This is a genomic window from Nocardia sp. NPDC057227 (assembly GCF_042669725.1).
Lineage (GTDB): Bacteria > Actinomycetota > Actinomycetes > Mycobacteriales > Mycobacteriaceae > Nocardia > Nocardia asteroides_A.
In genome coordinates, this window is sequence record NZ_JBHUXA010000003.1 from 1 (window position 1) to 24,676 (window position 24,676).

Annotated in this window: 24 protein-coding genes and 1 pseudogene; 6 read left to right on the forward strand and 19 right to left on the reverse strand. The window is 72.1% G+C overall.

All coding sequences use genetic code 11. The annotated features are described in order from the left end of the window. Positions 1-102 precede the first annotated feature (102 nt). Together rpsO and ACFUJ1_RS05855 are read right to left on the reverse strand one after the other, a co-directional pair. Positions 103-372, reverse strand: a complete 270-nt coding sequence (gene rpsO, locus ACFUJ1_RS05850) for a 30S ribosomal protein S15 (RefSeq protein WP_233019610.1) — start codon at positions 370-372, stop codon at positions 103-105. Between the two features lie 108 nt (positions 373-480). Further along, complete coding sequence (locus ACFUJ1_RS05855) at positions 481-1,443, reverse strand: bifunctional riboflavin kinase/FAD synthetase (RefSeq protein ID WP_378642998.1); 963 nt, start codon at positions 1,441-1,443, stop codon at positions 481-483. Between the two features lie 228 nt (positions 1,444-1,671). On the opposite strand from ACFUJ1_RS05855, the gene ACFUJ1_RS05860 reads away from it, so the two are divergent. Continuing rightward, positions 1,672-2,340 carry a metal-dependent transcriptional regulator gene (locus ACFUJ1_RS05860; protein WP_378643747.1) on the forward strand — a complete coding sequence of 223 codons (669 nt, stop codon included), beginning with the start codon at positions 1,672-1,674 and terminating at the stop codon, positions 2,338-2,340. Between the two features lie 217 nt (positions 2,341-2,557). Here the strand turns inward: ACFUJ1_RS05860 and ACFUJ1_RS05865 are convergent, their stop codons facing one another. Together ACFUJ1_RS05865 and ACFUJ1_RS05870 are read right to left on the reverse strand one after the other, a co-directional pair. Beyond that, a complete protein-coding gene (locus tag ACFUJ1_RS05865) occupies positions 2,558-3,631 on the reverse strand; it encodes a tartrate dehydrogenase (protein WP_378643001.1) in 1,074 nt (357 codons plus the stop codon). Beyond that, a complete protein-coding gene (locus ACFUJ1_RS05870; RefSeq protein ID WP_378643004.1) occupies positions 3,628-5,088 on the reverse strand; it encodes an NAD-dependent succinate-semialdehyde dehydrogenase in 1,461 nt (486 codons plus the stop codon). Before ACFUJ1_RS05870 ends, ACFUJ1_RS05865 begins: the two co-directional genes overlap by 4 nt. A gap of 119 nt (positions 5,089-5,207) precedes the next feature. Here ACFUJ1_RS05870 and ACFUJ1_RS05875 point away from each other — a divergent pair, with 119 nt between their 5' ends. The 3 genes from ACFUJ1_RS05875 (at position 5,208) to ACFUJ1_RS05885 (ending at position 8,258) form a co-directional block, all read left to right on the forward strand. Continuing rightward, positions 5,208-6,449 (forward strand): aspartate aminotransferase family protein, encoded by a 1,242-nt coding sequence (locus tag ACFUJ1_RS05875; protein ID WP_378643006.1) that lies wholly within the window; start codon positions 5,208-5,210, stop codon positions 6,447-6,449. A gap of 121 nt (positions 6,450-6,570) precedes the next feature. Then, positions 6,571-6,990, forward strand: a complete 420-nt coding sequence (locus ACFUJ1_RS05880) for a YciI family protein (protein WP_378643008.1) — start codon at positions 6,571-6,573, stop codon at positions 6,988-6,990. Beyond that, positions 6,963-8,258, forward strand: a complete 1,296-nt coding sequence (locus ACFUJ1_RS05885) for an RNA polymerase sigma factor (RefSeq protein ID WP_378643749.1) — start codon at positions 6,963-6,965, stop codon at positions 8,256-8,258. Before ACFUJ1_RS05880 ends, ACFUJ1_RS05885 begins: the two co-directional genes overlap by 28 nt. Before the next feature lie 13 nt (positions 8,259-8,271). Here ACFUJ1_RS05885 and ACFUJ1_RS05890 read toward each other — a convergent pair whose 3' ends face one another. Together ACFUJ1_RS05890 and ACFUJ1_RS05895 are read right to left on the reverse strand one after the other, a co-directional pair. Further along, positions 8,272-9,669, reverse strand: coding sequence for an amidase (locus ACFUJ1_RS05890; protein WP_378643010.1), 1,398 nt, complete (start codon positions 9,667-9,669; stop codon positions 8,272-8,274). 14 nt (positions 9,670-9,683) lie between these two features. Then, positions 9,684-10,649 carry a D-2-hydroxyacid dehydrogenase gene (locus ACFUJ1_RS05895; protein WP_378643012.1) on the reverse strand — a complete coding sequence of 322 codons (966 nt, stop codon included), beginning with the start codon at positions 10,647-10,649 and terminating at the stop codon, positions 9,684-9,686. Positions 10,650-10,829: 180 nt separating this feature from the next. On the opposite strand from ACFUJ1_RS05895, the gene ACFUJ1_RS05900 reads away from it, so the two are divergent. After that, positions 10,830-11,447, forward strand: a complete 618-nt coding sequence (locus tag ACFUJ1_RS05900; RefSeq protein WP_378643750.1) for a GntR family transcriptional regulator — start codon at positions 10,830-10,832, stop codon at positions 11,445-11,447. On the opposite strand, the gene ACFUJ1_RS05905 is transcribed toward ACFUJ1_RS05900, so the two are convergent. Continuing rightward, a complete protein-coding gene (locus tag ACFUJ1_RS05905; protein WP_378643014.1) occupies positions 11,437-11,829 on the reverse strand; it encodes a DUF4345 domain-containing protein in 393 nt (130 codons plus the stop codon). The two genes, ACFUJ1_RS05900 and ACFUJ1_RS05905, sit on opposite strands and share 11 nt — an antisense overlap. Positions 11,830-11,903: 74 nt before the next feature. Between ACFUJ1_RS05905 and ACFUJ1_RS05910 the strand changes: the two genes are divergently transcribed. Next, on the forward strand, positions 11,904-12,557 hold the full coding sequence (locus ACFUJ1_RS05910; protein ID WP_378643016.1) for a TetR/AcrR family transcriptional regulator: 654 nt from the start codon (positions 11,904-11,906) through the stop codon (positions 12,555-12,557). On the opposite strand, the gene truB is transcribed toward ACFUJ1_RS05910, so the two are convergent. From truB to rimP, 12 genes and pseudogenes are all read right to left on the reverse strand, one after another. Beyond that, positions 12,487-13,371, reverse strand: a complete 885-nt coding sequence (gene truB / locus ACFUJ1_RS05915; RefSeq protein WP_378643018.1) for a tRNA pseudouridine(55) synthase TruB — start codon at positions 13,369-13,371, stop codon at positions 12,487-12,489. The genes ACFUJ1_RS05910 and truB overlap by 71 nt on opposite strands. Continuing rightward, on the reverse strand, positions 13,371-14,039 hold the full coding sequence (gene npt, locus ACFUJ1_RS05920; protein ID WP_378643020.1) for a 4'-phosphopantetheinyl transferase Npt: 669 nt from the start codon (positions 14,037-14,039) through the stop codon (positions 13,371-13,373). Before npt ends, truB begins: the two co-directional genes overlap by 1 nt. 26 nt (positions 14,040-14,065) lie before the next feature. After that, a complete protein-coding gene (locus ACFUJ1_RS05925; protein WP_378643022.1) occupies positions 14,066-15,022 on the reverse strand; it encodes a metallophosphoesterase family protein in 957 nt (318 codons plus the stop codon). A gap of 60 nt (positions 15,023-15,082) precedes the next feature. Next, the gene (locus tag ACFUJ1_RS05930) at positions 15,083-16,003 is read right to left on the reverse strand and encodes a cupin-like domain-containing protein (RefSeq protein WP_378643024.1); all 921 of its coding nucleotides are present in this window, start codon (positions 16,001-16,003) and stop codon (positions 15,083-15,085) included. A 94-nt stretch (positions 16,004-16,097) separates the two neighbouring features. Next, positions 16,098-17,534, reverse strand: a complete 1,437-nt coding sequence (locus tag ACFUJ1_RS05935; RefSeq protein WP_378643026.1) for an MATE family efflux transporter — start codon at positions 17,532-17,534, stop codon at positions 16,098-16,100. A gap of 89 nt (positions 17,535-17,623) precedes the next feature. Then, positions 17,624-18,625 (reverse strand): bifunctional oligoribonuclease/PAP phosphatase NrnA, encoded by a 1,002-nt coding sequence (locus ACFUJ1_RS05940; RefSeq protein WP_378643028.1) that lies wholly within the window; start codon positions 18,623-18,625, stop codon positions 17,624-17,626. A gap of 12 nt (positions 18,626-18,637) precedes the next feature. Next, entirely contained in the window at positions 18,638-19,081 is a 444-nt protein-coding gene (gene rbfA / locus ACFUJ1_RS05945) for a 30S ribosome-binding factor RbfA (protein WP_378643030.1), read from the reverse strand. A 49-nt stretch (positions 19,082-19,130) separates the two neighbouring features. Then, positions 19,131-19,421 (reverse strand): DUF503 domain-containing protein, encoded by a 291-nt coding sequence (locus ACFUJ1_RS05950; RefSeq protein WP_233020938.1) that lies wholly within the window; start codon positions 19,419-19,421, stop codon positions 19,131-19,133. Positions 19,422-19,492: 71 nt separating this feature from the next. Further along, positions 19,493-22,525 (reverse strand): annotated as a pseudogene (infB, locus tag ACFUJ1_RS05955) (translation initiation factor IF-2). A gap of 109 nt (positions 22,526-22,634) precedes the next feature. Beyond that, complete coding sequence (locus tag ACFUJ1_RS05960) at positions 22,635-22,979, reverse strand: YlxR family protein (protein ID WP_378643752.1); 345 nt, start codon at positions 22,977-22,979, stop codon at positions 22,635-22,637. Positions 22,980-22,987: 8 nt separating this feature from the next. Then, the gene (nusA, locus tag ACFUJ1_RS05965; RefSeq protein ID WP_378643032.1) at positions 22,988-24,016 is read right to left on the reverse strand and encodes a transcription termination factor NusA; all 1,029 of its coding nucleotides are present in this window, start codon (positions 24,014-24,016) and stop codon (positions 22,988-22,990) included. Next, entirely contained in the window at positions 24,013-24,675 is a 663-nt protein-coding gene (rimP, locus tag ACFUJ1_RS05970; protein ID WP_378643034.1) for a ribosome maturation factor RimP, read from the reverse strand. Before rimP ends, nusA begins: the two co-directional genes overlap by 4 nt. Between the last annotated feature and the right edge of the window lies 1 nt (position 24,676).

The window sequence follows — 24,676 nt, forward strand, 5'->3', positions numbered from 1 at the left end:
CTCGAAGCGCATGCGCCGAAGGCGCGAGTCTCGAGTGCTCGAACGCGAGCCTTGGGGGCCGCGAACCGCGCGCCGAAGGCGCGCCAAAAGACACAGCCGAGATTACCGACGCAGCCCGAGCCGCTCGATAAGCGACCGGTAGCGCGCAATGTCGTTGTCCGCCAGGTACTTCGACAGCCGCTTACGACGCCCGATCAGCGCCATCAGCCCGTGCCGGGTGTGGTGGTCGTGCTTGTGCTTCTTGAGGTGTTCGGTGATGTCGGCGATCCGCTTCGACAGCATCGCGATCTGGGCCTCCGGCGAGCCGGTGTCCTTCTCGTGCAGGCCGTACTCGGCGAGGATGGCGGACTTCTGTTCGGTGGTCAATGCCATGCGGCGACGCACTCCTGTTTCTCAGTTCCGCGCGGATGGTGTCCGGGAACTCCCGGCCGGGCGCCGCCGCGGACCGCAGCAAACCCGAGGAGCCACTTTACCGGAGCATTATCCGCGGGCGAGCACCGCCCTGGCGGCGTCGACGTCGCCCGCCATGGCGTCGACCAGTTCGTCGACGGAGTCGAACTTGCGCATGCCGCGCAGGTGCTGGACGAAGTCGACGGCGACGTGCTGCCCGTAGAGGTCGGCTTCGCGGTCGAGGACATATGCCTCGACGGTGCGTGCGCGTCCGGAGAAGGTGGGGTTGGTGCCGACCGAGATGGCGGCCATGGCGCGCTGCCCGGGGGCGACGGTGTCGATGGTGGGGCCGGGGCCGAGCACGGTGAACCAGCCGGCGTAGACGCCGTCGGCGGGGATGGCGGCGTGCATGGGCGGGGCGACGTTGGCGGTGGGGTAGCCGAGGGTGCGGCCGCGGCCGTCGCCGTGCACGACGACTCCTTCGACCCGGTGTGGCCTGCCGAGCGCTTCGGTGGCGTTGGCCATGTCGCCCGCGTCGACGCAGGCGCGGATGTAGGTGGAGGAGTAGGTGACGGTCTGTTCGCCGAGCAGGGTGACGGCGTCGACTTCGAAGCCCCAGCGCAGCCCGAGGTCGCGCATGGTTTCGACGGTGCCTGCGGCTTTCTTGCCGAAGGTGAAGTTGTCGCCGACCACGACCTCGGCGACGTGCAGCCGTTCGACCAGCAGGTCGTGCACGTAGCGGGAGGGGGTGAGTTTCATGAAGTCGTGCGTGAAGGGCATGACGCAGAACACGTCGACGCCGAGCTCTTCGGCGAGTTCGGCGCGCCGGGTGAGCGTGGTGAGCTGGGCCGGGTGCGAGCCGGGGCGCACGACCTCCATGGGGTGCGGGTCGAAGGTCATGAGCACCGCGGGGACGCCGCGCGCGGCGGCCGATTTCACCGCCCTGCTGATGAGTTGCGCGTGGCCCCGGTGCACACCGTCGAACACACCGATGGTGACTACGCAGCGTCCCCAGTCCGCGGGCACGTCGTCGAGACTTCGCCATCTCAGCACAGTGCGCAGCCTACGCACTGTGCGCGCCGATGCGTATTCGGGCCGGGCCCGGGATGCTCGAGGTCACGACCGGTGGTCGGGGCGGTGAATCGGAGGTTGCCGGTGGCGGTGTGTCGTGTGGATCGGGCGCGGCGCGCATAAGCTCGAAATGTGCCCGGGAAACGAGACATCACGACCCGCCGCGAGCTGACCGACGCGCCGGAGCCTGCGGCGGGCGGGGCCGCGACGGTGGCGCCGGTGCTGAGTTCGGTCGCGCAGGACTATCTGAAGGTGATCTGGACGGCGCAGGAGTGGTCGCCGGAGAAGGTGTCGACGAAGCTGCTGGCGGAGCGGATCGGGGTGTCCGCGTCGACGGTCTCCGAGGCGGTGCGGAAGCTGGCCGATCAGGGGCTGGTGCTGCACGCGCGGTACGGCGCGATCACGCTGACCGAGGACGGGCGGCTCGCGGCGATCGCCATGGTGCGCAGGCATCGGTTGCTGGAGACGTTCCTGGTGAGCGAGCTCGGTTACGGGTGGGACGAGGTGCACGACGAGGCGGAGATTCTCGAGCACGCCGTCTCGGAGCTGCTGATGGCGCGGATCGACGCGAAACTCGGGTATCCGGATCGGGATCCGCACGGTGATCCGATTCCGTCGGTGGACGGTGCCGTGCCGACGCCGCCCGCTCGGCCGCTGAGCGAGTTCGCGGCGGGTGAGTCGGGGCGGGTGGCGCGGATCTCGGATTCCGATCCGGATATGTTGCGGTACTTCGATTCGGTGGGGATCGCGTTGGACACGGTGATCGCGGTCGTCGAGCGGCGGGATTTCGCCGGCACGATCGCGATCCGGATCGGCACCGCCGAAACCCCGATCGATCTCGGTCAGCCCGCCGCCGAAGCGATTTGGGTGACCACCTGACCGCAGGTGCGCGGACCTGAATCGCGTCCGCCGCAGGCGACCCGACTCGATTGCGCCGACACGTCAGTGACCTCGCTACTTCCGTGACGTTGCCACTTCCGTGACGTCGCCGCAGAAACTTCAGTGACGTCGCCGCAAAAATCAGTCGAGCCGCCGCAGGCGGACGCGATATGGGCCGAGCCGGAGGTGCCATTCCCCGGCGCGGCCGACACAGCAACTACGCCGGAAGCGACTTCACGCCCACCAGCTCGCGAGCACGGTCGGCGATCGCAGCGCCGAGTTCAGCAGTCGTGGCGCTACCCCCGAGGTCGGGGGTGAGCACGTCCCCGGCACCGAGAACCTCGTCCACCGCCTGTTCGACGGCAACAGCCGCCCCTTCTTCACCGAGGTGGCGCAGCAGCATGGCACCGGCGAGAATCTGCGCGACCGGGTCGGCGATCCCCTGACCGGCGATGTCCGGCGCACTCCCGTGCACCGCTTCGAACATGGACGGCGCGGAGCGGGTCGGGTCGATATTGCCGGAGGGCGCGAGCCCCAGCCCGCCGGTAACCGCGGCGGCCAGGTCGGAGAGAATGTCGCCGAACAGGTTCGAGCCGACGATCACGTCGAGCCGATCCGGGTGCAGCACGATCTCGGCGGCGAGCGCGTCCACGTGCATCTGCCTGGTCTCCACTCCGGGGTAGTCGAGCGCCACCTCGTCGAAGATCCGGTCCCAGTACGGCATGGAGTGGATCAGACCGTTCGATTTCGTGGCCGAGCAGAGCTTCCCGGACCGCTCGGCGGCGCGGTCGAAGGCGTACCGGATGATCCGTTCACAGCCGACCCGGGTGAACACCGACTCCTGCAGCACGAATTCGTCCGGCCGCCCCGGATTGTGCGTGCCCCCGATCTCGGAGTACTCCCCCTCGGAGTTCTCCCGCACGATGAGAATGTCCAGATCCTCGGCGGTCCGCCCGCGCAGCGCGGATTCGGTGCCGGGCAGCAGCTTCACGGGCCGCAGGTTCACGTACTGCCCGAAGGCCCGGCGCAGCGGGATCAGCAGCCCCCACAGCGAGATGTGGTCCGGCACACCGGGAAACCCGACGGCGCCGAGCAGGATCGCGTCGAACCCGGCGAGCCGGGCGGGACCGTCCGGCGGCATCATGGCGCCGGTGCGGAGATAGTTCTCGCAGGACCAGTCGAACTCGGTCCACTCCAGCCCGGGCAGCACGGCGTCCAGCACCGCCACCGCCTCGACCGTCACGTCGACCCCGATCCCGTCGCCGGGGATGGTGGCAATCCGATAGCTCACAGTCGCACTCCGATGTACTTGGTCTCGAGGAACTCGTCGATCCCGGAGAAGCCGCCCTCGCGCCCGAGGCCGGACTCCTTGACGCCGCCGAACGGCGCCGCCGGGTTGGACACCACGCCCTGGTTCAGCCCGACCATGCCGGTCTCCAGCGCCTCGCACACCCGCAGCCCGCGCCGCAGGTTCTCCGTGAAGACGTAGGCGACCAGGCCGTACGGGGTGTCGTTGGCCCGGCCGACCGCCTCCTCCTCGGTGTCGAAGACGCCGATGGCGGCGACCGGGCCGAAGATCTCGGTGTGGCACAGCTCGGCGGCATCCGGCACGCCGGTCAGGACGGTGGCCGGGTAGAAGTTCCCCGGCCCGGCCGGCCGCGAGCCGCCGGTGAGCACCTCGGCGCCGCGCGCGGTGGCGTCGGCCACCAGGTGCTCCACCTTGGCGAGGGCGTCGGTGTCGATCAGTGGTCCGACGACCACGTCCGGCTCGGTGCCGCGGCCGATCGGCAGCGCCGCCATCCGTTCGGCGAGCCGCCTGCCGAACTCGTCGGCGACCCCGCGCTGCACCAGGATCCGGTTGGCGGCGGTGCACGCCTGCCCGATGTTGCGCATCTTGGCGGCGAGCGCGCCCTCCACCGCCTCGTCCAGGTCGGCGTCGTCGAAGACCAGCAGCGGGGCATTGCCGCCGAGCTCCATCGAGGTGCGCATGACGGTGCCCGCGCACTGCTCGAGCAGGGTCTTGCCGACCGCGGTGGAGCCGGTGAAGGAGAGTTTGCGGGAGCGCGGGTCGCGGATCATCGGCTCGATCACCGCGGCCGGGTCGGTGGTGGTGACGACGTTGACCACCCCGGCGGGCAGCCCGGCCTGCTCCAGCACCGCGGCGAGCGCCAGCATGGAGAGCGGCGTCTGCTCGGCGGGTTTGATCACGCTGGTGCAGCCGGCCGCGAGCGCGGGGGCGATCTTGCGCGCCCCCATGGCGATCGGGAAGTTCCACGGCGTGATCAGCAGGCTCGGCCCCACCGGCTGCTTGGTCACGAGGAAGCGGGAGCCGCCGGTCGGCGCCTGCATGTAGCCGCCGTCCAGCCGGACCGCCTCCTCGGCGAACCAGCGGAAGAACTCGGCGGCGTAGGCGATCTCGCCGCGCGCCTCGGCCAGCGGCTTGCCCATCTCCAGGGTGAGCACCAACCCGAGCCGGTCGACGTCGGCGAGCAGCGCGCGGTGCGCCCGCATGAGCAGGTCGCTGCGCTCGCGCGGCGGGGTCGCGGCCCAGTCGGCCTGCGCATCGGCGGCGGCGGCCAGCGCGGCGAGGCCGTCATCGGCGCTCGCGTCGGCCACCTCGGCGATGGTCGCGCCGGTGGCCGGGTCGACCACCGGGAAGGTGCGCGCGCCCTCCCGCCACTTGCCGCCGATGAACAGCCCCGTCGGCACGGTGTCCAGCGCGGCCCGCTCGTCTGACTGGGTTGGCATCCGGTCTCCTCTCACCTGGCGATGGCATTCCCTTGTCGGGACCGCCGAAGTCATGGTAGGCATATTGTCAACAATCCGACAACAGACAATCTTCGGATTCCTACGGAGGGCGGATCCCCATGAGCCAGCTGTCACCGGTGCTGAAGCAGGCCACTCCCGTCGTGGTCGAGCGGGGCGAGGGGTGCTATCTCTACGCCACCGACGGCCGCCGCTACCTGGACTTCACCGCGGGCATCGGGGTCACCAGCACCGGGCACTGCCACCCGCGCGTGGTCGCGGCGGCGCAGGAGCAGGTCGGGAAGCTGATCCACGGCCAGTACACGACGGTCATGCACCAGCCGCTGCTGCGGCTCACCGAGCGGCTCGGCGACGTGCTGCCCAGCGGGCTGGACACGCTCTTCTACAGCAACTCCGGCAGCGAGGCGGTGGAGGCGGCGCTGCGGCTGGCGCGGCAGGCCACCGGGCGGCCGAACGTCGTCGTCTTCCACGGCGGGTTCCACGGCCGCACCGTCGCCGCGGCCACCATGACCACCTCCGGCACCCGGTTCTCGGCCGGGTTCAGCCCGCTCATGTCCGGCGTGCACGTCGCCCCCTTCCCCACCGCCTTCCGCTACGGCTGGAGCGAGGAGGAGGCCACCGCCTTCGCGCTGCGCGAGCTGGACTACATCCTCGCCACGCTCACCTCGCCCGCCGAGACCGCCGCCTTCATCGTGGAGCCGATGCTCGGCGAGGGCGGCTACATCCCCGGCAACACCGCGTTCTTCCACGGCCTGCGCGAGCGCGCCGACCGGCACGGCATCCTGCTGGTGATCGACGAGATCCAGACCGGGTTCGGCCGCACCGGGAAGTTCTTCGGGCACCAGCACTTCGACGTCCGGCCGGATGTGATCACCATCGCCAAGGGGCTGGCCAGCGGCTTCCCGATCTCCGGGATCGCGGCCTCGGCCGAGCTCATGGCGAAGGCGTGGCCCGGCTCGCAGGGCGGCACCTACGGCGGCAACGCGGTGGCCTGCGCCGCCGCGCTCGCCACGCTGGACGTCATCGAGTCGGAGGGGCTCGTCCAGAACGCCGCCGAGCGCGGCGCCGAGCTGCTGGCCGGGCTGCGCGAGCAGCAGACCAAGCAGATCGGCGACGTCCGCGCGCTCGGGCTGCTGGCCGGGTGCGAGTTCACCACGGCCACCGGCGATCCCGACCCGGAGACGGCCGCCATCGCGCAGAAGGCCGCGGTCGCCAAGGGGCTGCTGCTGCTCACCTGCGGGGCGCACATGAACGTGGTGCGGATGATCCCGCCGCTCGTCGTCACCGACGCGCAGATCCGGGACGCGCTCGGCATCTGGTCCGAGGTGCTCGCCGAGCTCTGACGCCGGCCCGCTGGAAAAATCTTCGAAGAATGTTTCGCGCCGTGTCGATCCGGCGGGCGGCCCGTTCGACCAAGGGGTGAGAGGGTCCGAGCGGGACCCGCACACCGAGGGAGACGGACGAATGAAGTACATGCTGATCATGCGCGCCACCGACGAGGCGTACGCGGCCATGGGCGCGGTCGACATGAACGAGATGCTGGAGACGGTCGGGCGCTTCAACGACGAGCTGATCCGGGCCGGGGTGCTGCTCGCCGCGGAGGGGCTGGACGACCCGGCCGAGGGCGTCGTCATCGACTACTCCACCGACCCGCCGGTGGTCACCGACGGCCCCTACGGCGAGACGAAGGAGCTGTTCGGCGGCTACTACATCCTGAGCGTGGCCTCCAAGGAGGAGGCCGTGGAGTGGGCGAAGCGGCTGCCCGCCGGCGGCCCCGGGTTCAAGACCGAGATCCGCCGGGTGCCGGAGATCGGCGAGTTCCCGCAGGACAACGTGTGGATCCAGAAGGAGCGCGCCTGGCGCGAGGCGACCGGCCAGCTGTGAGCGGTGCGGCCGGGCGGGCGGCGGTCGCCGCGGTGTGGCGGATCGAGTCCGCGCGGATCGTCGGCGCGCTCGCCCGCTACACCGGGGAGTTCGCGCTGGCCGAGGACGTGGCGCAGGAGGCGCTGGCCGAGGCGCTCGTGGCCTGGCCGCGCGACGGGGTGCCGCGCGATCCGGCCGGGTGGCTGCTGACCGCGGGCAAGCGGCGCGCCATCGACGCCTTCCGGCGCAACTCCGCGCTCGGTGACCGGTACGCCGCCTTCGCCCGCGAGCTGGGCGAGGGTGGCGCCGCCACCGGTGCCGAGCCCGCCGCGCCGGAGCCGGAGCCCTGGGATCCGGACCGGATCGACGACGACGTGCTCGCGCTCATGTTCGTCGCCTGCCACCCGATGCTCGCGGCGGAGGCGCGGATCGCGCTCACGCTGCGGGTGGTCGGCGGGCTCACCAGCGACGAGATCGCCGCCGCCTTCCTGGTGCCGACCGCGACCGTGCAGGCACGGATCACCAGGGCCAAGAAGACGCTGGCCGCGGCGCGGGTGCCGTTCGAGGTGCCCGCGCCGGAGCAGCGCAGGGAGCGGCTGGGGTCGGTGCTCGGCGTGCTGTACGTGACCTTCACCGAGGGGTCGTCGGCGACTTCGGGGGCGGAGCAGATCCGGCTCGATCTCGCGGCGGAGGCGCTGCGGCTGGCCCGGGTGCTGGCCCGGTTGGTGCCGGATCAGGCCGAGACGCACGGGTTGCTCGCGCTGCTGGAGTTGACGGCGGCGCGGTTCCCGGCGCGGGTCGGGGCGGACGGGCAGCCGGTGCTGCTGGAACGGCAGGATCGGCGGCGGTGGGATCGGGACGGTATTCGCCGTGGGCGGGCAGCGCTGGCGCGGGGGGCCGCGATCGGGTTGGGGGCGTACGGGGTGCAGGCGGCTATTGCCGAATGTCACGCGGTGGCGGGGACTTTCGGGGAGACCGACTGGGAGCGGATCGTGGTGCTGTACGAGGCGCTGGGGCGGATTGCTCCTTCGCCGGTGGTGCGGTTGAACCGGGCGGTGGCGGTGTCCATGGCGCGGGGGCCCGCGGTCGCGCTTCCCCTGGTGGACGAGCTGATCGCCGAGGGGTCGCTGCGGGGCTCGCAGCTGGTGCCGAATGTGCGGGGCGAACTACTCGCCCGGCTCGGACGGAATGCCGAGGCCCGGGTCGAGTTCGCGAATGCCATCGCGTTGTGCCGCAACGAGAAGGAGCGCGGCGTGCTCGAGCGTCGGGTGGCGGAGTTGCCGCGGTGAACATCGCCCGCGCTCAGCCCAGGATCTGCTCCGCGTAGCGGGCAACGGCCAGGACGAGGTTGTCGGAGTGGCGGGGGCCGACGATCTGGAGGCCGACGGGCAGCCCGGCGGCGGTGCGGCCGGCGGGGATGCTGATGGCGGGCTGCTGGGTGAGGTTGAAGGGGTAGGTGAAGGGGGTCCACTCGGGCCAGCCGCGCAGCCCGCTACCGGGCGGCACGTCGTGCCCGGCCGCGAAGGCGGGGATGGGAACGGTCGGCGTGATCAGGACGTCGTGGTCCCGGTGGAACGTCCCCATGGTGATGCCGAGCTGCGCGGCGACATTGCGCGCCTCCAGGTACTCGACGGCGCTCACGGCGTCACCCCGCGCCCAGGCCGCGCCCAGCCCGGGATCGACCCGTTCCCGGCTGCCCGCCGGGAACCCGGCCAGCATGGTCGCCGCCCCTGCCGCCCACAGGATCTCGAAGGCGTCCAGCGGGTCGCCGAAGCCGGGGTCGGCGGCGGTCACCGCGAGCCCCGCCGCGGCGAGGCGCCGCACCGCCGCCTCGGTGATCGCGGCGACCTCGGGATCGACGGTGGCGAAGCCGAGATCCGGCGACCACGCGACCCGCAGCCCGCGCACGTCCCGGTGCACCTCGTCGCGGAAGGCGGCGAGCGCGGGGGCGAGCGCGGTGGGGTCGCGCGGGTCGGGCAGCGCGAGGATGTCGAGCAGCAGGGCGGCGTCCTCCACCGTGCGCGTCATGGGTCCGGCGTGCGCGAGCGGCCCGAACGGGCTGGCCGGGAAGAGCGGCACCCGCCCGTGCGTCGGCTTGAACCCGACGATCCCGCAGAACGCCGCCGGAATCCGGATGCTGCCCCCGCCGTCGGTGCCGACCGAGACCGGCCCCATCCCGGCCGCGACCGCCGCCGCGCTCCCCCCGGACGACCCGCCCGCGGTGGTGCTCGGCGCCACGGGATTCCGCGTGATGCCGGTCAGCGCGCTGTCGGTCACCGCCTTCCAGGCGATCTCCGGCGTGGTGGTCTTGCCGAGGAACACCATGCCGTCCGCGCGCATCCGCGCGGTGACCGGGCTGTCCACCGTCCACGGCCCGGCCGGGTCTACCGAGGTGGAGCCGCGCCGGGTGGGCCAGTCCTCGGTGAGGAAGATGTCCTTGATCGAGACCGGGACGCCGTCGAGCAGCCCGCGCGCGCGGCCGGCGTGCCAGCGCTCCTGCGAGTCCTTGGCCTGCACCAGCGCCCGGTCCGGATCGACCAGGCAGAAGGCGTTCACCGCCGGGTCGCGGTCGGCGATCGCCGCCAGCACGGCCTCGGTCGCCTCCACCGGCGAGAGCGTGCCCGCCGCGTACGCCGCGACCAGCTGCGCGGCGGTCATGGCGGCGGGGTCGGCCGGGGTGGTGTTCGCGGGGTTGCTCATCGAGGGGGACTCCTTCAGCCGGGCACGTACCCGAGTTGTTTGTCGACCACATTGCGCAGGGGCCGCCCGGCGACCCAGTTGTCGAAGTTGTCGGCGAACGCGGACAGGATCGCCCCGCTCCAGCCGACCCAGTCCCCGGAGTTGTGCGGGGTGATCCGGACGCCGGGCAGCGTCCAGAGCGGGTGCTCCGCGGGCAGCGGCTCCGGGTCGACCACGTCCAGCGCCGCGCCCGCGATCGCGCCGGTGCGCAGCGCGTCGACCAGCGCCCCGGTCACCACCAGCTCGCCGCGGCCGACATTGACGAAGCGCGCGTGCGGCTTCATCGCGGCGAAGGCGGCGGCGTCGAACAGGTGCCTGGTCCGCTCGGTGAGCGGCGCGACCGCCACCACGTAGTCGGCGTGCGGCAGCTCGGCGTGCAGGTCGGTGCCGACCGTGCCGAAGTCCGGGTCGCCGGTGCGCTCCCGCCTGCCGATCGCCGAGACCCGCATGCCGACGGCGCGCAGCAGCCGCGCGATGGCCCGGCCGATCCCGCCGGTGCCGACGATCAGCACCGAGGCGCCCGCGACCCGCTCGGTCTCCCGGTGCTCCCACTCGCGCCGGTGCTGCCGGAGCAGCGCGCCGCCGAAATCCTTGGCGAAGCCGATGATCTGGCCGAGCACGTACTCGGCGATGGCCGCGTCGAAGACCCCGCGGGTATTGGTCACCACCGCGTCGCTCGAGATCAGCGCCGGGAACATCGCCGCGTCCACGCCGGTCGAGCCCATGTGCACCCAGCGCGGCGCATTCGCGCGCGGCCAGGCGGCGGGCAGCGCGTCGGTGCCGAAGTCGAGCACGAAGAGCACGTCCGTCCCCGGCAGCGCCGCGGGGAGCCCGGCGGCATCGGTCCAGCGCAGCTCGGCGCGCTCGGCGACCTGCGCGAGCGCCCCCGGCTCGGGCGGGCGGCCGCCGTGCAGGACGGTGATCACAGGGGCCTCTTCCACGTTGACACCGTAGGATCGCATCGTATGATTGTCAACAATCCGATCGCGTGCCGGAGCACCGATCGTCGGAAGCGCGCTGGCAGAGGGGCCGCAGTGGATTTCAGTTTCCCGGGTATCGAGCATCCCGTCGCCCAGCGCGACATCTTCTTCCAGCCGGTGAACCGGAAATCGACCGCGGAGATGATCGCGGACCGGCTCCGGGACGCCATCATGCGCGGCAGCCTCGCGCCGGGCGCGCAGCTGGGCGAGGCCGACCTGGCGGCGCAGTTCGCGGTGAGCAGGGGGCCGGTGCGCGAGGCCATGCAGCGGCTGGTCTCCGAGGGGTTGCTGCACAGCATCCGGCACCGCGGCATCTTCGTCATCGAGCTCGCCTTCGACGACGTGGTCGACATCTACCGGGCCCGCACCGCGCTGGAGGGCGGCGCGCTGGAGCTGATCCTGGACGGCCGCAGGGAACTCGCCGCCGCGGCGCTGGCCCCGAGCGTCGCCGAGATGACGGCCGGGGCCGAGGCCGGGGACGCGGCCGGCGTCTCCGACGCCGACCAGGCGTTCCACGAGGCGCTGGTGCACAGCTCGGGCAGCCCGCGGCTGGTGCGCGCGGCCCGCACCCTGCTGATCGAGACCCGCATGTGCCTCGGCGCGCTGCAGACCACCTACCCGGACCTGCGCGAGCAGGCGCGCGAGCACGTCGGGCTGCGCGAGGCGATCGCCGCGGGCGCGCCGGAGCGGGCGCGAAAGCTGCTGGTCGAGCACATGACCGACGCGGTCGAGCGGCTGCGCCCGCAGGTCAGCTCGTGACCGGCTTCTTCTCGTCGGCGTCGGCGAGCGCCAGGAAGACCAGCGGCAGCAGCACCTCGAGCGCGGTGAGCGCGAGCGCGAACGGGTGCGGCAGGCCGTGCACGGCGATGGAGAGGAACCGGCCAACCGCGCCGAGCAGCATGACGCCGGCCAGGAGCCGGATCGCGGTCGCCGGGATCGGGGTACGCCGGGCGGCCAGGATCCAGGCCAGGCCGTAGCCGGCGAAGACCGCGCCGAAGAAGCGGGCCTGGCTGTCCGCGGTGGCGCCGGGCGCGCCCATGTCCGGGAACACCGCCTCGCCGAACGCCACGTGCGAGAGCCCGATGAGCGTGCACACCACCCCCATGACCAGTGCCAGCCAGCGCAGTACCGACGATCCCATGATTCCCTCCCGAGGTTAGTAGACGTCTGTCTACTATGACGGCCGGGTAGACGTGCGTCAACTAAGCTGCCGCTATGGTTCGCCGTCGTCTGACCCCGGAGCAGCGCCGCGCCCAGATCGTCGAAGCGGGAGCGGGCCTCTTCGCCGACCGGCCGTACGAGGCGGTGCTGATGGAGGAGGTCGCCGCTGCGGCGGGGATCTCGCGCGCGCTGCTCTACCGGCACTTCCCCGCCAAGCGGGACCTCTTCGTCGCCGTCTACGAGCAGGCCGCGGCGCGGCTGCTCGTCGATTCCTCGTTCGACTCCGAACTTCCCGTGCCGGAGCAGATCTCGGCCGCGCTGGACACGCACCTGGACTACTTCGAGGCGAATCCGCACGCCGTGCTCGCGGCCAACAAGGTGCTCGCCGCGGACCCGACCATTCAGGGCATCATCGCGGGCGAACTCGGTGAGCTGCGCCGGCGCCTGCTCGACGAGCTCGGGCTGCCCGAAGCACGCCGGGCCGCCGCCGAGTCGGTGATCGGCGCCTGGCTCACCTTCGTCCGGGTGCTCACCGTGGACTGGCTCGAGAACGGCACCCTCACCCGCGCCGACATGCACACGGTGAGCACCGGCACCCTGCTCGGCGCCCTCACCCCGCTGCTCGGCGATTCGGCGGTCAGAACCCCGCCGGACGCACCACCATCACCGACGCCGCGCGCTTCCCGCTCTCCCGGAGCAGCGCGATAGCCTTCCCCTCGGGGTCGACGGCGGCGTACACGTCGTCCCGTCCGACGGGCTCCAGCCACCGCCCGTTGCGCAGATCCTCCGCCTGCGCCGGATCGATATCGCGCAGCGGGAAGGCCGCGCGAACGGCCTCGTCCATGGGCAGCGAGAGCGTCGGCGATTCGGCGAGCGTCCCGAGGGTGCGCGCGTGCTCGAGGGTGAACGGCCCGACCCGCGTGCGCCGCAGCGCGGTCAGGTGCCCCCCGACCCCGAGCGCGGCGCCGAGATCACGGGCCAGCGCCCGGATGTAGGTCCCGGACGAGCACTCGACCTCGACCTCGAGGTCGACGAACTCCCCCCGATCGTGCCGCGCGAGCACCGCGAACCGCGAGACGGTGACCGGCCGCGCCGCGAGCCGCACCTCCTCCCCGGCCCGGTGCCTGGCATACGCCCGCTCCCCGTCGATCTTGATCGCACTCACCGTCGCGGGCACCTGCTGGATATCCCCGGTCAGCGCGGCCACCCCCGCCGCGACAGCCGCGTCGGTGACGTGCCCGGCGGGCACCGTGGCGAGCACCTCCCCCTCGGCATCGTCGGTCGTCGTGCTCGCCCCGAGCCGGATGACCGCCGAGTACGCCTTGGTGGTGAGCGTCAGCAACCCGAGCAGCTTGGTGGCCCGCTCCACCCCGAGCACCAGCACCCCGGTCGCCATCGGGTCCAGCGTGCCCGCGTGCCCGATCTTCCGCGTCCCCAGGATCCGCCTGCACCTGCCGACCACGTCGTGGCTGGTCATGCCGGGATCCTTGTCCACGATCAGCAGTCCGCCGAGCGCGTCCATCAGGCGGTCGCGATCGCGGTCAGGATCAGCCCGCCTGCGATCTGCCAGCGGCCGTCGAAGTCCAGCAGCGGCCTGCCGCCGTCAGTGGTGCCGCCGGGGACCAGCAGCTTCGTGTGGAAGGTGCCGGAACCGGAGTCGGCGTCCGCCGCGTCGACGGTGAAGGTGATGTGCGCGTCCTCGAAGCCGAGCCAGCGCAGCGTCAGCGGGAACCACGCCTTGTAGGTGGCCTCCTTGGCGCAGAAGAGCAACCGGTCCAGGTGCAGCGGGCTGCCGGTCTCCCGCAGCCACTGCCGCTCCTCGGGCAGGCTGACCGAGTCGAGTACCCCGTCGGGCAGCTCCGCGTGCGGCTCGGCGTCGATGCCGACCGAGCGGAAGCGCAGCGCGTGCCCGAGCGCGGCGGCGCGGTAGCCGTCGCAGTGCGTCAGGCTGCCGACGATTCCGCGCGGGAAGAGCGGCATGCCGCGCTCCCCCTTGCCGATCGGCACCTCGGGCTCGCCCAGCTGGGCCAGCGCCTGCCTGGCGCAGTGCCGCGCCCCGATGAAATCGCGCCTGCGCTTCTCCACCGACTTGGCGATGAGGTGCTCCTCGGCGGGGTGCGCGCGCAGCCCCTCCGGGTACTCCAGCAGCTCCGCGGCGGCGATCCCGGACGGCAGAATGTTCTCGATCATCGGCGTCGAGCCTAGTCCAGCCGCTGTCAGATGCCGCGCCGCCGCTGCGCCTTCGCCCGCATCTCCGCGGCCGCGGCCGCCATCTCCGGGGTGATCCGGAAGTGGCCGCCGAACTCGTTCAGCGAACCCGGCGGGTACTCGGGGGCGGGCAGGATCTGGCGCAGCAGGTTGTCCGGCAGGCCGCGGCGCTGCCACTCGCGCGGGTAGCCGAGCGAGACCTCCTCGAAGCGCACGCCGTCGTACCAGGAGGTGCGCGGGATGTGCAGGTGCCCGTAGACCGAGCAGACGGTGTTGTAGCGGGTGTGCCAGTCCGCGGTCAGCGTCGTACCGCACCAGAGCGAGAACTCCGGGTAGAAGAGCACGTCGGTGGGCTCCCTGACCAGCGGGAAGTGGTTGATCAGCACCACCGGCGTATTCGGCTCGAGCGCGTTCAGCCTGCGCTCGGTGGCCTGCACCCTGGCGTGGCACCAGGCGTCGCGGGTGACGTACGGGTCCGGCGCGAGCAGGAACTCGTCGGTGGCGACCACATTGCGCTCGCGCGCCACCGCCAGCCCCTCGGCCTTGGTGGTGGTGCCCGCGGGCAGGAACGAGTAGTCGTAGAGCAGGAACATCGGCACCAGCGTGACGGCGCCGCCGTGCTCCTCGGCGCCCGCGCCGCGCCACACGGCGTACGGGTCCTCCGGGGTGAGCACGTCCAGGTCGCGGCAGAGCGAGACCAGGTAGTCGTAGCGCGGCGCCCCGTGCATCTGCACCGGGTCCTTCGCGGTGGTCCACAGCTCGTGGTTGCCAGGCACCCAGATGACCTTGGCGAACCGGCTGCGCAGCAGCTCCAGCGCCCAACGGATGTCCTCGGTCTTCTCCGCGACGTCGCCCGCGACGATCAGCCAGTCCTCCGGCGAGTCCGCGCGGATCTGCTCGACCACGGGCTTGTTGCCCTGGTGGCCGACGTGGATGTCGCTCACCGCCATCAACTTGGGTATCACTCGATCAACGGTGCCACACCCGGCGGCGGGCCGGTCGGGCAGCACGCCGCCGGCCGGCCGTCACTTCTTCGAGCGGCGCAGCCCCGCGGTCAGCTGGGCGACGATCCGCAGCACGCCGCGCGCCCCCATCGGGAAGAACGCCGCCCGCATGAACTCCAGGTAGCGGGGGTTGTACCGGGCCACGTAGGAGATCGAGGAGTCCACCGACTCGACCTGGTGCCACCAGAACATCGGGATGTAGAGCACGTCGCCGGTGTCGAGCAGCACATCGTAGCTCTCCGCCTCGCGCAGCCGCGGGACGGCGGCGAGCTCCGGATCGAAGGCGTCCGGCAGCCCGGTGTAGGGGTCGTTGACCCGCTTCGGCACCCGGCCGTAGACATTGCGGTACTCGTGCGGCGGGAAGAGCCGGACCCGCTTGCGGCCGTGCAGCTGGATGAGCAGGCCGTGCCAGGGGTCGTTGTGCAGCGGCGTCAGGTTGCCGGACTGCCCCATCCACACGCTGCTCGCCGCGGTGCTCTGGGTGCGGCCGCCGATGCGCTCGGGGAGCTGTTCGGCCAGCGGCGCGGGATCGGCGGCGGCGCGGGAGTAGTACTTCTTCGCCGGATTCGGGGAATCGAACATCGCCGTCATCACGTCGCCGTACTCCAGCAATTCCACCGGCGAGGTCTCCTGGGTGAAGACATTGGTGGTGCTCGTCAGCGCGTACACCTTTTCGGTGCGGTACTTCTCGCGCAGCCGCTCCGGCTGGTAATTCTCGAATACCGACCATCGGCTCGCGGCGCTTCGAATCACCACCGGGGTCTGCCGATCGAAAACCTCGGTCAATTCGAGATTCTCGTGTTCGGGTACCACCTGCCTCGCGGTGCCGCCCCGGCGCGGGCGCAGCCGATCGCGCACGCTGCGGCCGAGCCACAGCGCGCAGCTCGCGCCGAGAATCGGGGCCAGCGTCAGCGGCCTCTCGTCGTACCCCTTGTTCGACATTCCCCGCAGTCCTTTCGATGCTCCTCGATCAAACGCCAACAGGAATAGAGCACCGACTATAACGACGGGTTCCGGGCCGGGGAACACCCAGAAATCAGGGCCTCTGAATGTCCGCGCCGACCCGGGCCCAGCGCCCGGAAATAGCTCGGGAACCGACCGCGAGCAGCCGGGCGAGCATGAAAGCCACCAGTCCGGACCAAATTCCGGCGACGCCCCAGCCGAAAGCCAGCGCGAGCCAGATCGCGGGCAGGAAAGCGACCAGCGCGGCCGCCACGGTCGTGGTGCGCAGATACGCGGCGTCGCCCGCGCCGAGCAGCACGCCGTCGAGCGCGAACACCACGCCCGCCACCGGAATGATGGCGACGAAGAACCACCAGATGACGCCGATCCGGTCCAAGACCGCCGGGTCGGTGGTGAACAGCGGCGGCAGCGCGGCGGCGGCGAGCGCGAAGCAGCCGGCCAGCGCCACCGCGAAGAGCAGCGACCAGCGGGTCACCCGGGCGGCCAGCCCGCGGGCGCCGCGCGCGTCACCGCCGCCGAGTGCCGCGCCGACCAGTGCCTGGGCGGCGATGGCGAGCGAGTCGAGGGTGAGCGCCAGGAAGTTCCAGAGCTGCAGCACCACCTGGTGCGCGGCCACCGAGGCCGCGCCGAACCGGGAGGCCACCGCGGCGGCGGAGACGAAGCAGGCCTGGAAGGCGAGGCTGCGCACGATGAGGTCGCGGCCGAGCACCAGCTGGACGCGCATGATCGCGCCGCGCGGGCGCAGCGCCGCGCGCTCCCTGACCAGCGCGAACAGAAAGAGCGCCGCGGTCACCGCCTGGCCTGCGACATTCGCCACCGCGGAGCCGGGCAGCCCCCAGTGCGGGGCGAACCACAGCCCGTGCACGAGCAGCGGGCAGAGCACCGCCGAGAGCGCGAGGCCGCACACCACGAAGATCAGCGGCCGCCTGGTCTCCTGCACGCCGCGCAGCCAGCCGTTGCCCGCCATGGCGACGAGAATGAGCGGCACCCCGAACAGCGCGATCCGCACCCAGGGCAGGGCCTGGCCCGCGATCTCCGCGTCGCCCGCGATCACCCGGATGAGCGGGCCGGCCGCCGCCTGCACCGCGAGCAGCAGCGCCAGCCCGATGCCGAGCGCCAGCCAGGTGGCCTGCACGCCCTCGGCCACCGCACCGGCCCGGTCCCCCGCGCCGTGCCTGCGGGCGGAGCGCGCCGTCGTGCCGTAGGAGAGGAAGGTGAGCTGGGTGCTCGCCAGCGTCAGGATCAGCCCGCCGACCGCGAGCCCGGCCAGCGCCTGCGCGCCCAGCCTGCCGACCACGGCGAGGTCGAAGAGCAGGTAGATCGGTTCGGCGACGAGCACGCCGAGCGTCGGAACGGCCAGTGCCAGCAGCCGCCGCGGTCCGGCCTCGGCCGCCGGCGGTGCGGGAGCGGTGGCCGGCTCCGCAACGGGGGCGGCAGCACGTCCCCGACCGGTGTCGGCACCCTTCGCGGCCGGCTCGGAGGCAGCGTGTTCCGGAGCGGCGCCGACCATGGCCGGTCCGGGGTCGGGGCGTCCCGTACCGGAAGCGCGCGCGACGAGATCTCGCTCGGTCCCCGATGGGCCGGGTAGGTCCCCCTCGCTCATTCGAGCGCGGCGAGCAGGGCGGCGAGGATGTCGTCGGCGGTGCCGTGCGCGGTGTACCCGGCGGCGAAGCGGTGGCCGCCGCCACCGAGCGCGGTGGCGACGGCGGACACGTCCACCCCGTCGGCCGCACCCGGCCCGCTGTTCCGGGAGCGCAGCGAGACGGTCCAGCGGCCGTCGACCGTGCGGTGCTCCTTGAAGACGGCGGCGATCCCGGCCTCGGCGCTGGTGCGCACGATATCGATCACGCTCTCCACCTCCTCGGCGCCCAACCCGTCGGCGTCGGCCCGGCGCACGAAGGCATACGCCAGCCCGATCCCGCCGCGGACGCCGGGCGCGAGCCGCGCGCTGCCGAGCACCGAGGCCAGCATGGGCAGCCAGCCGAACGGGTGCGTGTCGAGCAGCCCGCGCGAGATCTCGGCGCCGTCGATCCCGGTGCCGAGCAGCCGCTCGGCCAGCCCGTGCGTGCCGGGCCGCACCCAGCGGAACGACCCGGTGTCGGTGACCAGCCCCGCGTACAGGCAGTGCGCGACCGGCGCATCGATCTCCTCGCCCCAGGCGTCCAGCACCCGGGCGACCAACCCGGCGGTCGATTCGGCATCGGGGTCGATCAGGTTGATCGCCCCGAACCTGGTGTTCGAGCGGTGGTGGTCGATCACCAGCGTGTTGCCCGCGCCGGCCAGCCGGTCGCCGAGCGAGCCGAGCCGCCCGGCGCTGCCGCAGTCGACGGTGACCAGCAGGTCGACCTCGGCGGGCACCTCCGCGGGCGGGACGAGCAGCTCGGCGCCGGGCAGCGTGCGCAGGGAGACCGCGAGCGCCGCCGGTTCGGCGAACGAGACCCGCACCGGAACCCCGCGCCTGCGTAGCACCAGCGCCAGCGCGAGCCCGCTGCCGACGGTGTCGGCGTCCGGCTGCACGTGACAGAGGATGGTGACCGATCGAGCCGCGTCCAGCGCTCGTACCGCCGGGCCCAGCTCGACCGGCTCATCCGTGGAGATCATGCTCGACGCCGGTTACTCGTCGTCGCCGCGTTCGCTCTTGTACGGATCCGGCTCACCGGCCGGGGTGGCGTTCGCCGCCACCCTGGCCACCTCGTCGTCCAGCTTCTTGGCGCGGGCGAGCAGCTCTTCCATCTCGCGCGCGGCGTCCGGCACGGTGTCGAGCACGAACGCCAGCGTCGGCGTGAACTTGATGCCGGTGCCCGCGCCCACCTTCGAGCGGAGCACCCCCTTGGCCTTCTCCAGCCCGGCCGCGGCGGCGGTGTAATCCGGCTCCGCGTCGAGGGTTTCGCCGAGCACCGTGTAGTAGACGGTGGCGTCGCGCAGGTCGCCGGTGACCTTCGCGTCGGTGATGGTGATGAAACGCAGCCGCGGGTCCTTGATCTCGTACTCGATCGCGGTCGCCACGATCGAGGAGATCCGCTTCGCGAGGCGGCGTGCCCTGGCCTGATCCACCATGGCCGGTTCCTCCTGTCCTGATAAGGGAACGGCGCCGGCGAGGACGTTCTCAGTCCTCCGGTCCGAAGATGCGGCGGCGCACCGCCAGCAACTCTAGCTCCGGACGCGCGGCCACGTGCCGCTCACAACGGTCGAGGACCGTTGTCAATTGATCCATTCCCGCGCTCACCAGCGCCACACCCAGCTGGGAGCGGCGATGGAGATCGTGGTCCCCGCCCTCGGCGGCACTCACCCCGAAGCGCTGCAATTCGGCCAGCACCGGCCGGATCACCTTGCGCTTCTCCTTGAGCGAGTGCACGTCCCCGAGCAGGATGTCGAATTCGAGTGCACCGAGGTACACGTTCACCTCCGGGTAGGGCCGCACGAGGGCGCCCCGACCCGGAGGCCGGGGCGCCCCGACGGTGCGAACCGTCAGTCGCGCGGCTTCTCGCGCAGCTCGTACGCCTCGATGATGTCGCCGTCCTTGATATCGGAGTAGGTGACGGTCATACCGCATTCGAAGCCCTCGCGGACCTCGGTCGCGTCGTCCTTCTCCCGGCGCAGCGAGGAGATGGTGATCGTCTCGGCCACCACCACGTTGTCCCGCAGCAGGCGGGCCTTGGCGTTGCGCTTGACCGAGCCGGAGAGCACCATGCAGCCAGCGATATTGCCGAACTTCGAGGAGCGGAAGATCTGCCTGATCTCGGCGCGACCCAGCTCGACCTCCTCGTAGATCGGCTTGAGCAGGCCCTTGAGCGCCTTCTCGATCTCGTCGATCGCCTGGTAGATCACCGAGTAGTACCGGATGTCGACGCCCTCGCGGTTGGCCAGCTCGGTGGCCTTGCCCTCCGCACGGACGTTGAAGCCGATGATGATCGCGTTCGAGGCGGACGCCAGGTTGACGTTCGTCTCGGTGACGCCACCGACACCGCGGTCGATGATCCGCAGCCGGACCTCGTCGCCGAGGTCGATCTGCAGCAGCGCCTCCTCCAGCGCCTCGACGGTGCCGGAGTTGTCGCCCTTCAGGATCAGGTTCAGCTCGCTGGTCTCCTTCAGCGCGGCATCCAGATCCTCGAGGCTGATCCGCTTGCGGCTGCGGGCCTGCAGCGCGTTGCGCTTGCGGGCGTTGCGCCGGTCGGCGATCTGCCTGGCGATCCGGTCCTCGTCGACCACGAGCAGGTTGTCACCCGCGCCCGGCACCGAGGTGAAGCCGATGACCTGCACCGGCCGCGAGGGCAGTGCGGCGTCGACGTCGTCGCCGTGCTCGTCCACCATGCGGCGGACGCGGCCGTAGGCGTCGCCCGCCACGATCGAGTCGCCGACCCGCAGCGTGCCGCGCTGGATCAGCACGGTGGCCACCGGGCCGCGGCCGCGGTCGAGGTGCGCCTCGATGGCGACACCCTGCGCGTCCTGCTCCGGGTTGGCCCGCAGGTCGAGCGCCGCGTCCGCGGTGAGCAGCACGGCCTCGAGCAGCGCGTCGATATTGGTGCCCTGCTTGGCGGAGATGTCGACGAACATGGTGTCGCCGCCGTACTCCTCGGCGACCAGGTTGTACTCGGTGAGCTGCTGCCGGATCTTCTCCGGGTTCGCGCCCTCCTTGTCGATCTTGTTCACCGCCACCACGATCGGCACGTCGGCCGCCTGGGCGTGGTTGATCGCCTCCACCGTCTGCGGCATGACGCCGTCGTCGGCCGCGACAACGAGGATCGCGATGTCGGTGGCCTTCGCGCCGCGGGCACGCATGGCGGTGAACGCCTCGTGGCCGGGGGTGTCGATGAAGGTGATCAGCCGGTCGGTGTCGTTCAGGTGCGTGAGCACCTGGTAGGCGCCGATGTGCTGGGTGATGCCGCCTGCCTCGCCCTCACGGACGTTGGCCTTGCGGACGGTGTCGAGCAGGCGGGTCTTGCCGTGGTCGACGTGGCCCATGACGGTGACCACCGGCGGCCGCTGCTCGAGGTCGCCCTCGTCGCCCTCGTCCTCGCCGTAGGTGAGGTCGAAGCTCTCCAGCAGCTCGCGGTCCTCGTCCTCCGGGCTGACCACCTGGACGACGTAGTTCATCTCGCCGCCGAGCAGCTCCAGCGTCTCGTCGTTCACCGACTGGGTCGCGGTGACCATCTCGCCGAGGTTGAACAGCGCCTGGACCAGGGCTGCCGGGTTCGCGTCGATCTTCTCCGCGAAGTCCGAGAGCGAGGCGCCGCGGGCGAGCCGGATGGTCTCGCCGTTGCCGCGCGGCAGCCGGACGCCGCCGACGGCGGGCGCCTGCATCGAATCGTATTCCTGGCGCTTCTGCCGCTTCGACTTGCGACCGCGCCGGGGCGCGCCGCCGGGACGGCCGAAGGCGCCTGCGGCGCCGCCGCGGCCACCGGGACCGCCCGGACGGCCACCGCCGCCACCGGGACGGCCGCGGAAACCGCCGCCACCCGCGGGAGCACCGGTACCGGCGGGAGCGCCGGTACCACCGCCGCCGCCGCGGTAGCCACCGCCACCGCCACCGCCACCGGGACGACCGCCGCCGCCGGGCGCACCGCCGGGACGACCGCCGCCGGGACGACCGGCACCGCCCGCACCGCCGGGACGCGCCGCACGCTGCGGCATCGCACCCGGGTTCGGGCGCGGCGGCATCGAGCCGGGGCTCGGCCGCGGGCCACCCGGACGGGGGCCACCGGGACCGGCCGCTGCGGCCGGACGCGGCGCGCCACCCGGAGCCGGACCCGGACGCGGCCCCGGACGGGGGCCACCGGGACCAGCGGCCGGACGCGGCGCGGGCCGCTCCCGATCGGGCGCGGAGGAGAAGGGGTTGTTACCGACGCGCGGCGGCTTCGGACCGGGCTTGGGGCCACCGGGACGGGGGCCACCGGCCTGCGGGCCGCCGGGGCGCTGCTGCGGCTGACCGGGGCGCTGCTGCTGTTGCGGCTGCTGCTGGCCGGGCCGCGCGCCACCGGGGGCGGGGCGCTGACCGGCAGGTGCGTTCTGCGCGGCCGGGGCGGCCGGGGCAGGCGGCGGGGTGGCCGGGCGAGCCGGGCCGGGCTTGACGGCCGGGCCGGGACGCGGGGCATCGGCCGCCGGACGCTGCGCGGGGGCGGCGCCGGTCTGCGGGGCGGGAGCGGCGGTGCCGTTGCTCTCCCGCTGGGCGGGCGCAGGGGCGCCGTTGCGCTCGGGGCCGCGATCGGACGGGGTACGGGGGCCGGGGCGGGGACCGCCACCGGGCTGTGGACGCGCGGCCGGCCTGGCCGCGGCATCGCCACCGGAGCGGACTCCGGAATCGCCACCGGGGCGCGCCCCGGACCTGGTGCCGTTCGACGACTTGCTCGAGAACGACTCACGCAGCCTGCGGGCGACGGGGGCTTCCACCGTCGACGACGCCGACTTCACGAACTCGCCCTGCTCCTTGAGCGTTGCGAGTAGTTGCTTACTGGTGACACCGAGTTCTTTGGCCAACTCGTGCACGCGGGCCTTGCCTGCCACTGCTCTCCTCTACTGAGAGGTCGAGCAGCTCCGCCGTTCCTGGGACGGCAGCCCGCACGACCTCGGATTATCTCCGATGGACGATCATCGTTGGTACTTCACGGTGTGCTCATGAGTGCTCGTGCCTGTTCTCGAGGTGATGCTCCAGGGCTGAGATATCCAGAAGTCCGGACACTCGTAGTGCTCTGCCGAACGCCCGGCGCTTGTGCGCCGCGCTCAGACAAGACGAAACGGGGTGCAGCCAGGCACCCCTTCCGGGAAGTCTGTGCCGCGGATCCGGGACGACCGTCGGGGCGCCGTCTCCGGCTTCCTCCGCTCGCACCACGATCCGCAACAGATCGGCGGCCGGCTCGCGTTTCCGGCATCCGATACAAGTCCGGACCGGCCCCGCGTGCTGAACCTTCTTCCATGATACCGCTGCCGGGGCCGGAAGATCGAACCGCTCCCCCCCGATCGATTCGGTCAACTCCGATTGGCCTCGCTGCGCACCCCGTCGCCGACCTCGGGAGCGGCATCGCTGCGGATGTCGATCCGCCAGCCGGTGAGCCGCGCGGCGAGCCTTGCGTTCTGCCCTTCCTTGCCGATGGCCAGCGACAACTGGTAGTCCGGCACCACCACGCGGGCCGCGCGGGCATCCGGATCGACCACTGTGACCGAAACCACCTTGGAGGGCGAGAGCGCGTTGCCGACGAAGGACGCCGGGTCGTCGGCGTAGTCGATGATGTCGATCTTCTCGCCGGCCAGCTCGCTCATGACGTTGCGCACCCGCTGCCCCATCGGCCCGATGCAGGCACCCTTGGCGTTCACCCCGGAGACCATGCTGCGCACCGCGATCTTGGAGCGGTGCCCGGCCTCGCGGGCCACCGCGACGATCTCCACCGAGCCGTCCGCGATCTCCGGAACCTCCAGCGCGAAGAGCCTGCGCACCAGGTTCGGGTGCGTGCGGGAGAGCGTGATCTGCGGGCCGCGCTGGCCGCGGGAGACCCCGACCACGTAGCACTTGACCCGGTCACCGTGCTCGTAGTGCTCGCCGGGCACCTGCTCGGCCGGCGGGATGAGCCCCTCGGTGCCGTTCACCTCGCTGCCGATCCGGACCACGATGGTGCCCCTGGCATTGGCCCTGGCGTCGCGCTGCACCACGCCGCCGACGATGTCGCCCTCGTGCATGGCGAACTCGCCGAAGGACTTCTCGTTCTCCGCGTCCCGCAGCCGCTGCAGCACCACCTGGCGGGCGGTGGTGGCCGCGATCCGGCCGAACCCCTCCGGGGTGTCGTCCCACTCGGAGAGGACGTTGCCGTCGGCGTCCACCTCGCGCGCCATCACCCGGACCACGCCGGTCTTCTGGTTGATGTCGATGTAGGCGTCGGGCTGGTGCCCTTCGGTGTGCCGGTAGGCGGTGAGCAGCGCCGACTCGATCGCGGCGATCACCGTCTCGATGGAGACGCCCTTGTCGGTGACGATGGCGCGCAGAGCTTCGATCTCGATGTTCATTCCACGATCCCTTCGGTCTGCGGCTCGGTGGTACTGCCGCTCTGCGGCTCGATGGCACTGCCGGACGATGTTTCGTCGCCGGGTAGCGGGGTCGCGCTCTCGGTGCGCGGGTCGGGGCGGCCGGGGACGACGCCGCCCGCCAGTTCCAGTTCGGCGGCGCCGGGGGCGTTGAACTCCACCTGCACCACCGCCTCGGCGATATCGGCGAGCGGCACGGTCACCCGGTGCGGGCTGCGCCTGCCGCCGAGCACGAGCGCGATCGAATCACCGGAGAGCGCGCCGATGCGCGCCTCGAAGCTGCCGCCGACCCCCGGCTCCGGATTCGGCGCGCCGGGACGCAGCGTGATCCGCGCCTTCCGGCCCCGCGCCCGGCGCCAGTGCCGCTCCGCGTCCAGCGGGCGCTCCACGCCGGGGGTGGTGACCTCGAGCAGGTAGGCGGCCTCGCCGAAGTCGCCCGCCTCGTCCAGCACCTCGGAGAGGTCGGTGCTCAGCTCCGCGACGGTGTCGAGGTCGGTGGCGGCGTCCCGGTCGACCACGATGGTGACCTTCGCCTGCCCGCTGCGGCCGCCCGCGATCGAGACCCCCTCCAGATCGAAACCTCGGCCCTCGACGAGGCCAGCGACGAGCTGGCTCACCCTCTCCTCGGTCGGCAACGACATG

What these genes read in the sequence shown, in the direction of transcription:
- rpsO (WP_233019610.1), bottom strand. Translation starts at nt 372, where the DNA reads ATGGCATTGACCACCGAACAGAAGTCCGCCATCCTCGCCGAGTACGGC.
- ACFUJ1_RS05870 (WP_378643004.1), bottom strand. Translation starts at nt 5,088, where the DNA reads ATGCCAACCCAGTCAGACGAGCGGGCCGCGCTGGACACCGTGCCGACG.
- ACFUJ1_RS05875 (WP_378643006.1), top strand. Translation starts at nt 5,208, where the DNA reads ATGAGCCAGCTGTCACCGGTGCTGAAGCAGGCCACTCCCGTCGTGGTC.
- ACFUJ1_RS05880 (WP_378643008.1), top strand. Translation starts at nt 6,571, where the DNA reads ATGAAGTACATGCTGATCATGCGCGCCACCGACGAGGCGTACGCGGCC.
- ACFUJ1_RS05890 (WP_378643010.1), bottom strand. Translation starts at nt 9,669, where the DNA reads ATGAGCAACCCCGCGAACACCACCCCGGCCGACCCCGCCGCCATGACC.
- ACFUJ1_RS05900 (WP_378643750.1), top strand. Translation starts at nt 10,830, where the DNA reads ATGATCGCGGACCGGCTCCGGGACGCCATCATGCGCGGCAGCCTCGCG.
- ACFUJ1_RS05905 (WP_378643014.1), bottom strand. Translation starts at nt 11,829, where the DNA reads ATGGGATCGTCGGTACTGCGCTGGCTGGCACTGGTCATGGGGGTGGTG.
- ACFUJ1_RS05910 (WP_378643016.1), top strand. Translation starts at nt 11,904, where the DNA reads ATGGTTCGCCGTCGTCTGACCCCGGAGCAGCGCCGCGCCCAGATCGTC.
- truB (WP_378643018.1), bottom strand. Translation starts at nt 13,371, where the DNA reads ATGGACGCGCTCGGCGGACTGCTGATCGTGGACAAGGATCCCGGCATG.
- npt (WP_378643020.1), bottom strand. Translation starts at nt 14,039, where the DNA reads ATGATCGAGAACATTCTGCCGTCCGGGATCGCCGCCGCGGAGCTGCTG.
- ACFUJ1_RS05930 (WP_378643024.1), bottom strand. Translation starts at nt 16,003, where the DNA reads ATGTCGAACAAGGGGTACGACGAGAGGCCGCTGACGCTGGCCCCGATT.
- ACFUJ1_RS05935 (WP_378643026.1), bottom strand. Translation starts at nt 17,534, where the DNA reads ATGGTCGGCGCCGCTCCGGAACACGCTGCCTCCGAGCCGGCCGCGAAG.
- ACFUJ1_RS05940 (WP_378643028.1), bottom strand. Translation starts at nt 18,625, where the DNA reads ATGATCTCCACGGATGAGCCGGTCGAGCTGGGCCCGGCGGTACGAGCG.
- rbfA (WP_378643030.1), bottom strand. Translation starts at nt 19,081, where the DNA reads ATGGTGGATCAGGCCAGGGCACGCCGCCTCGCGAAGCGGATCTCCTCG.
- nusA (WP_378643032.1), bottom strand. Translation starts at nt 24,016, where the DNA reads ATGAACATCGAGATCGAAGCTCTGCGCGCCATCGTCACCGACAAGGGC.
- rimP (WP_378643034.1), bottom strand. Translation starts at nt 24,675, where the DNA reads ATGTCGTTGCCGACCGAGGAGAGGGTGAGCCAGCTCGTCGCTGGCCTC.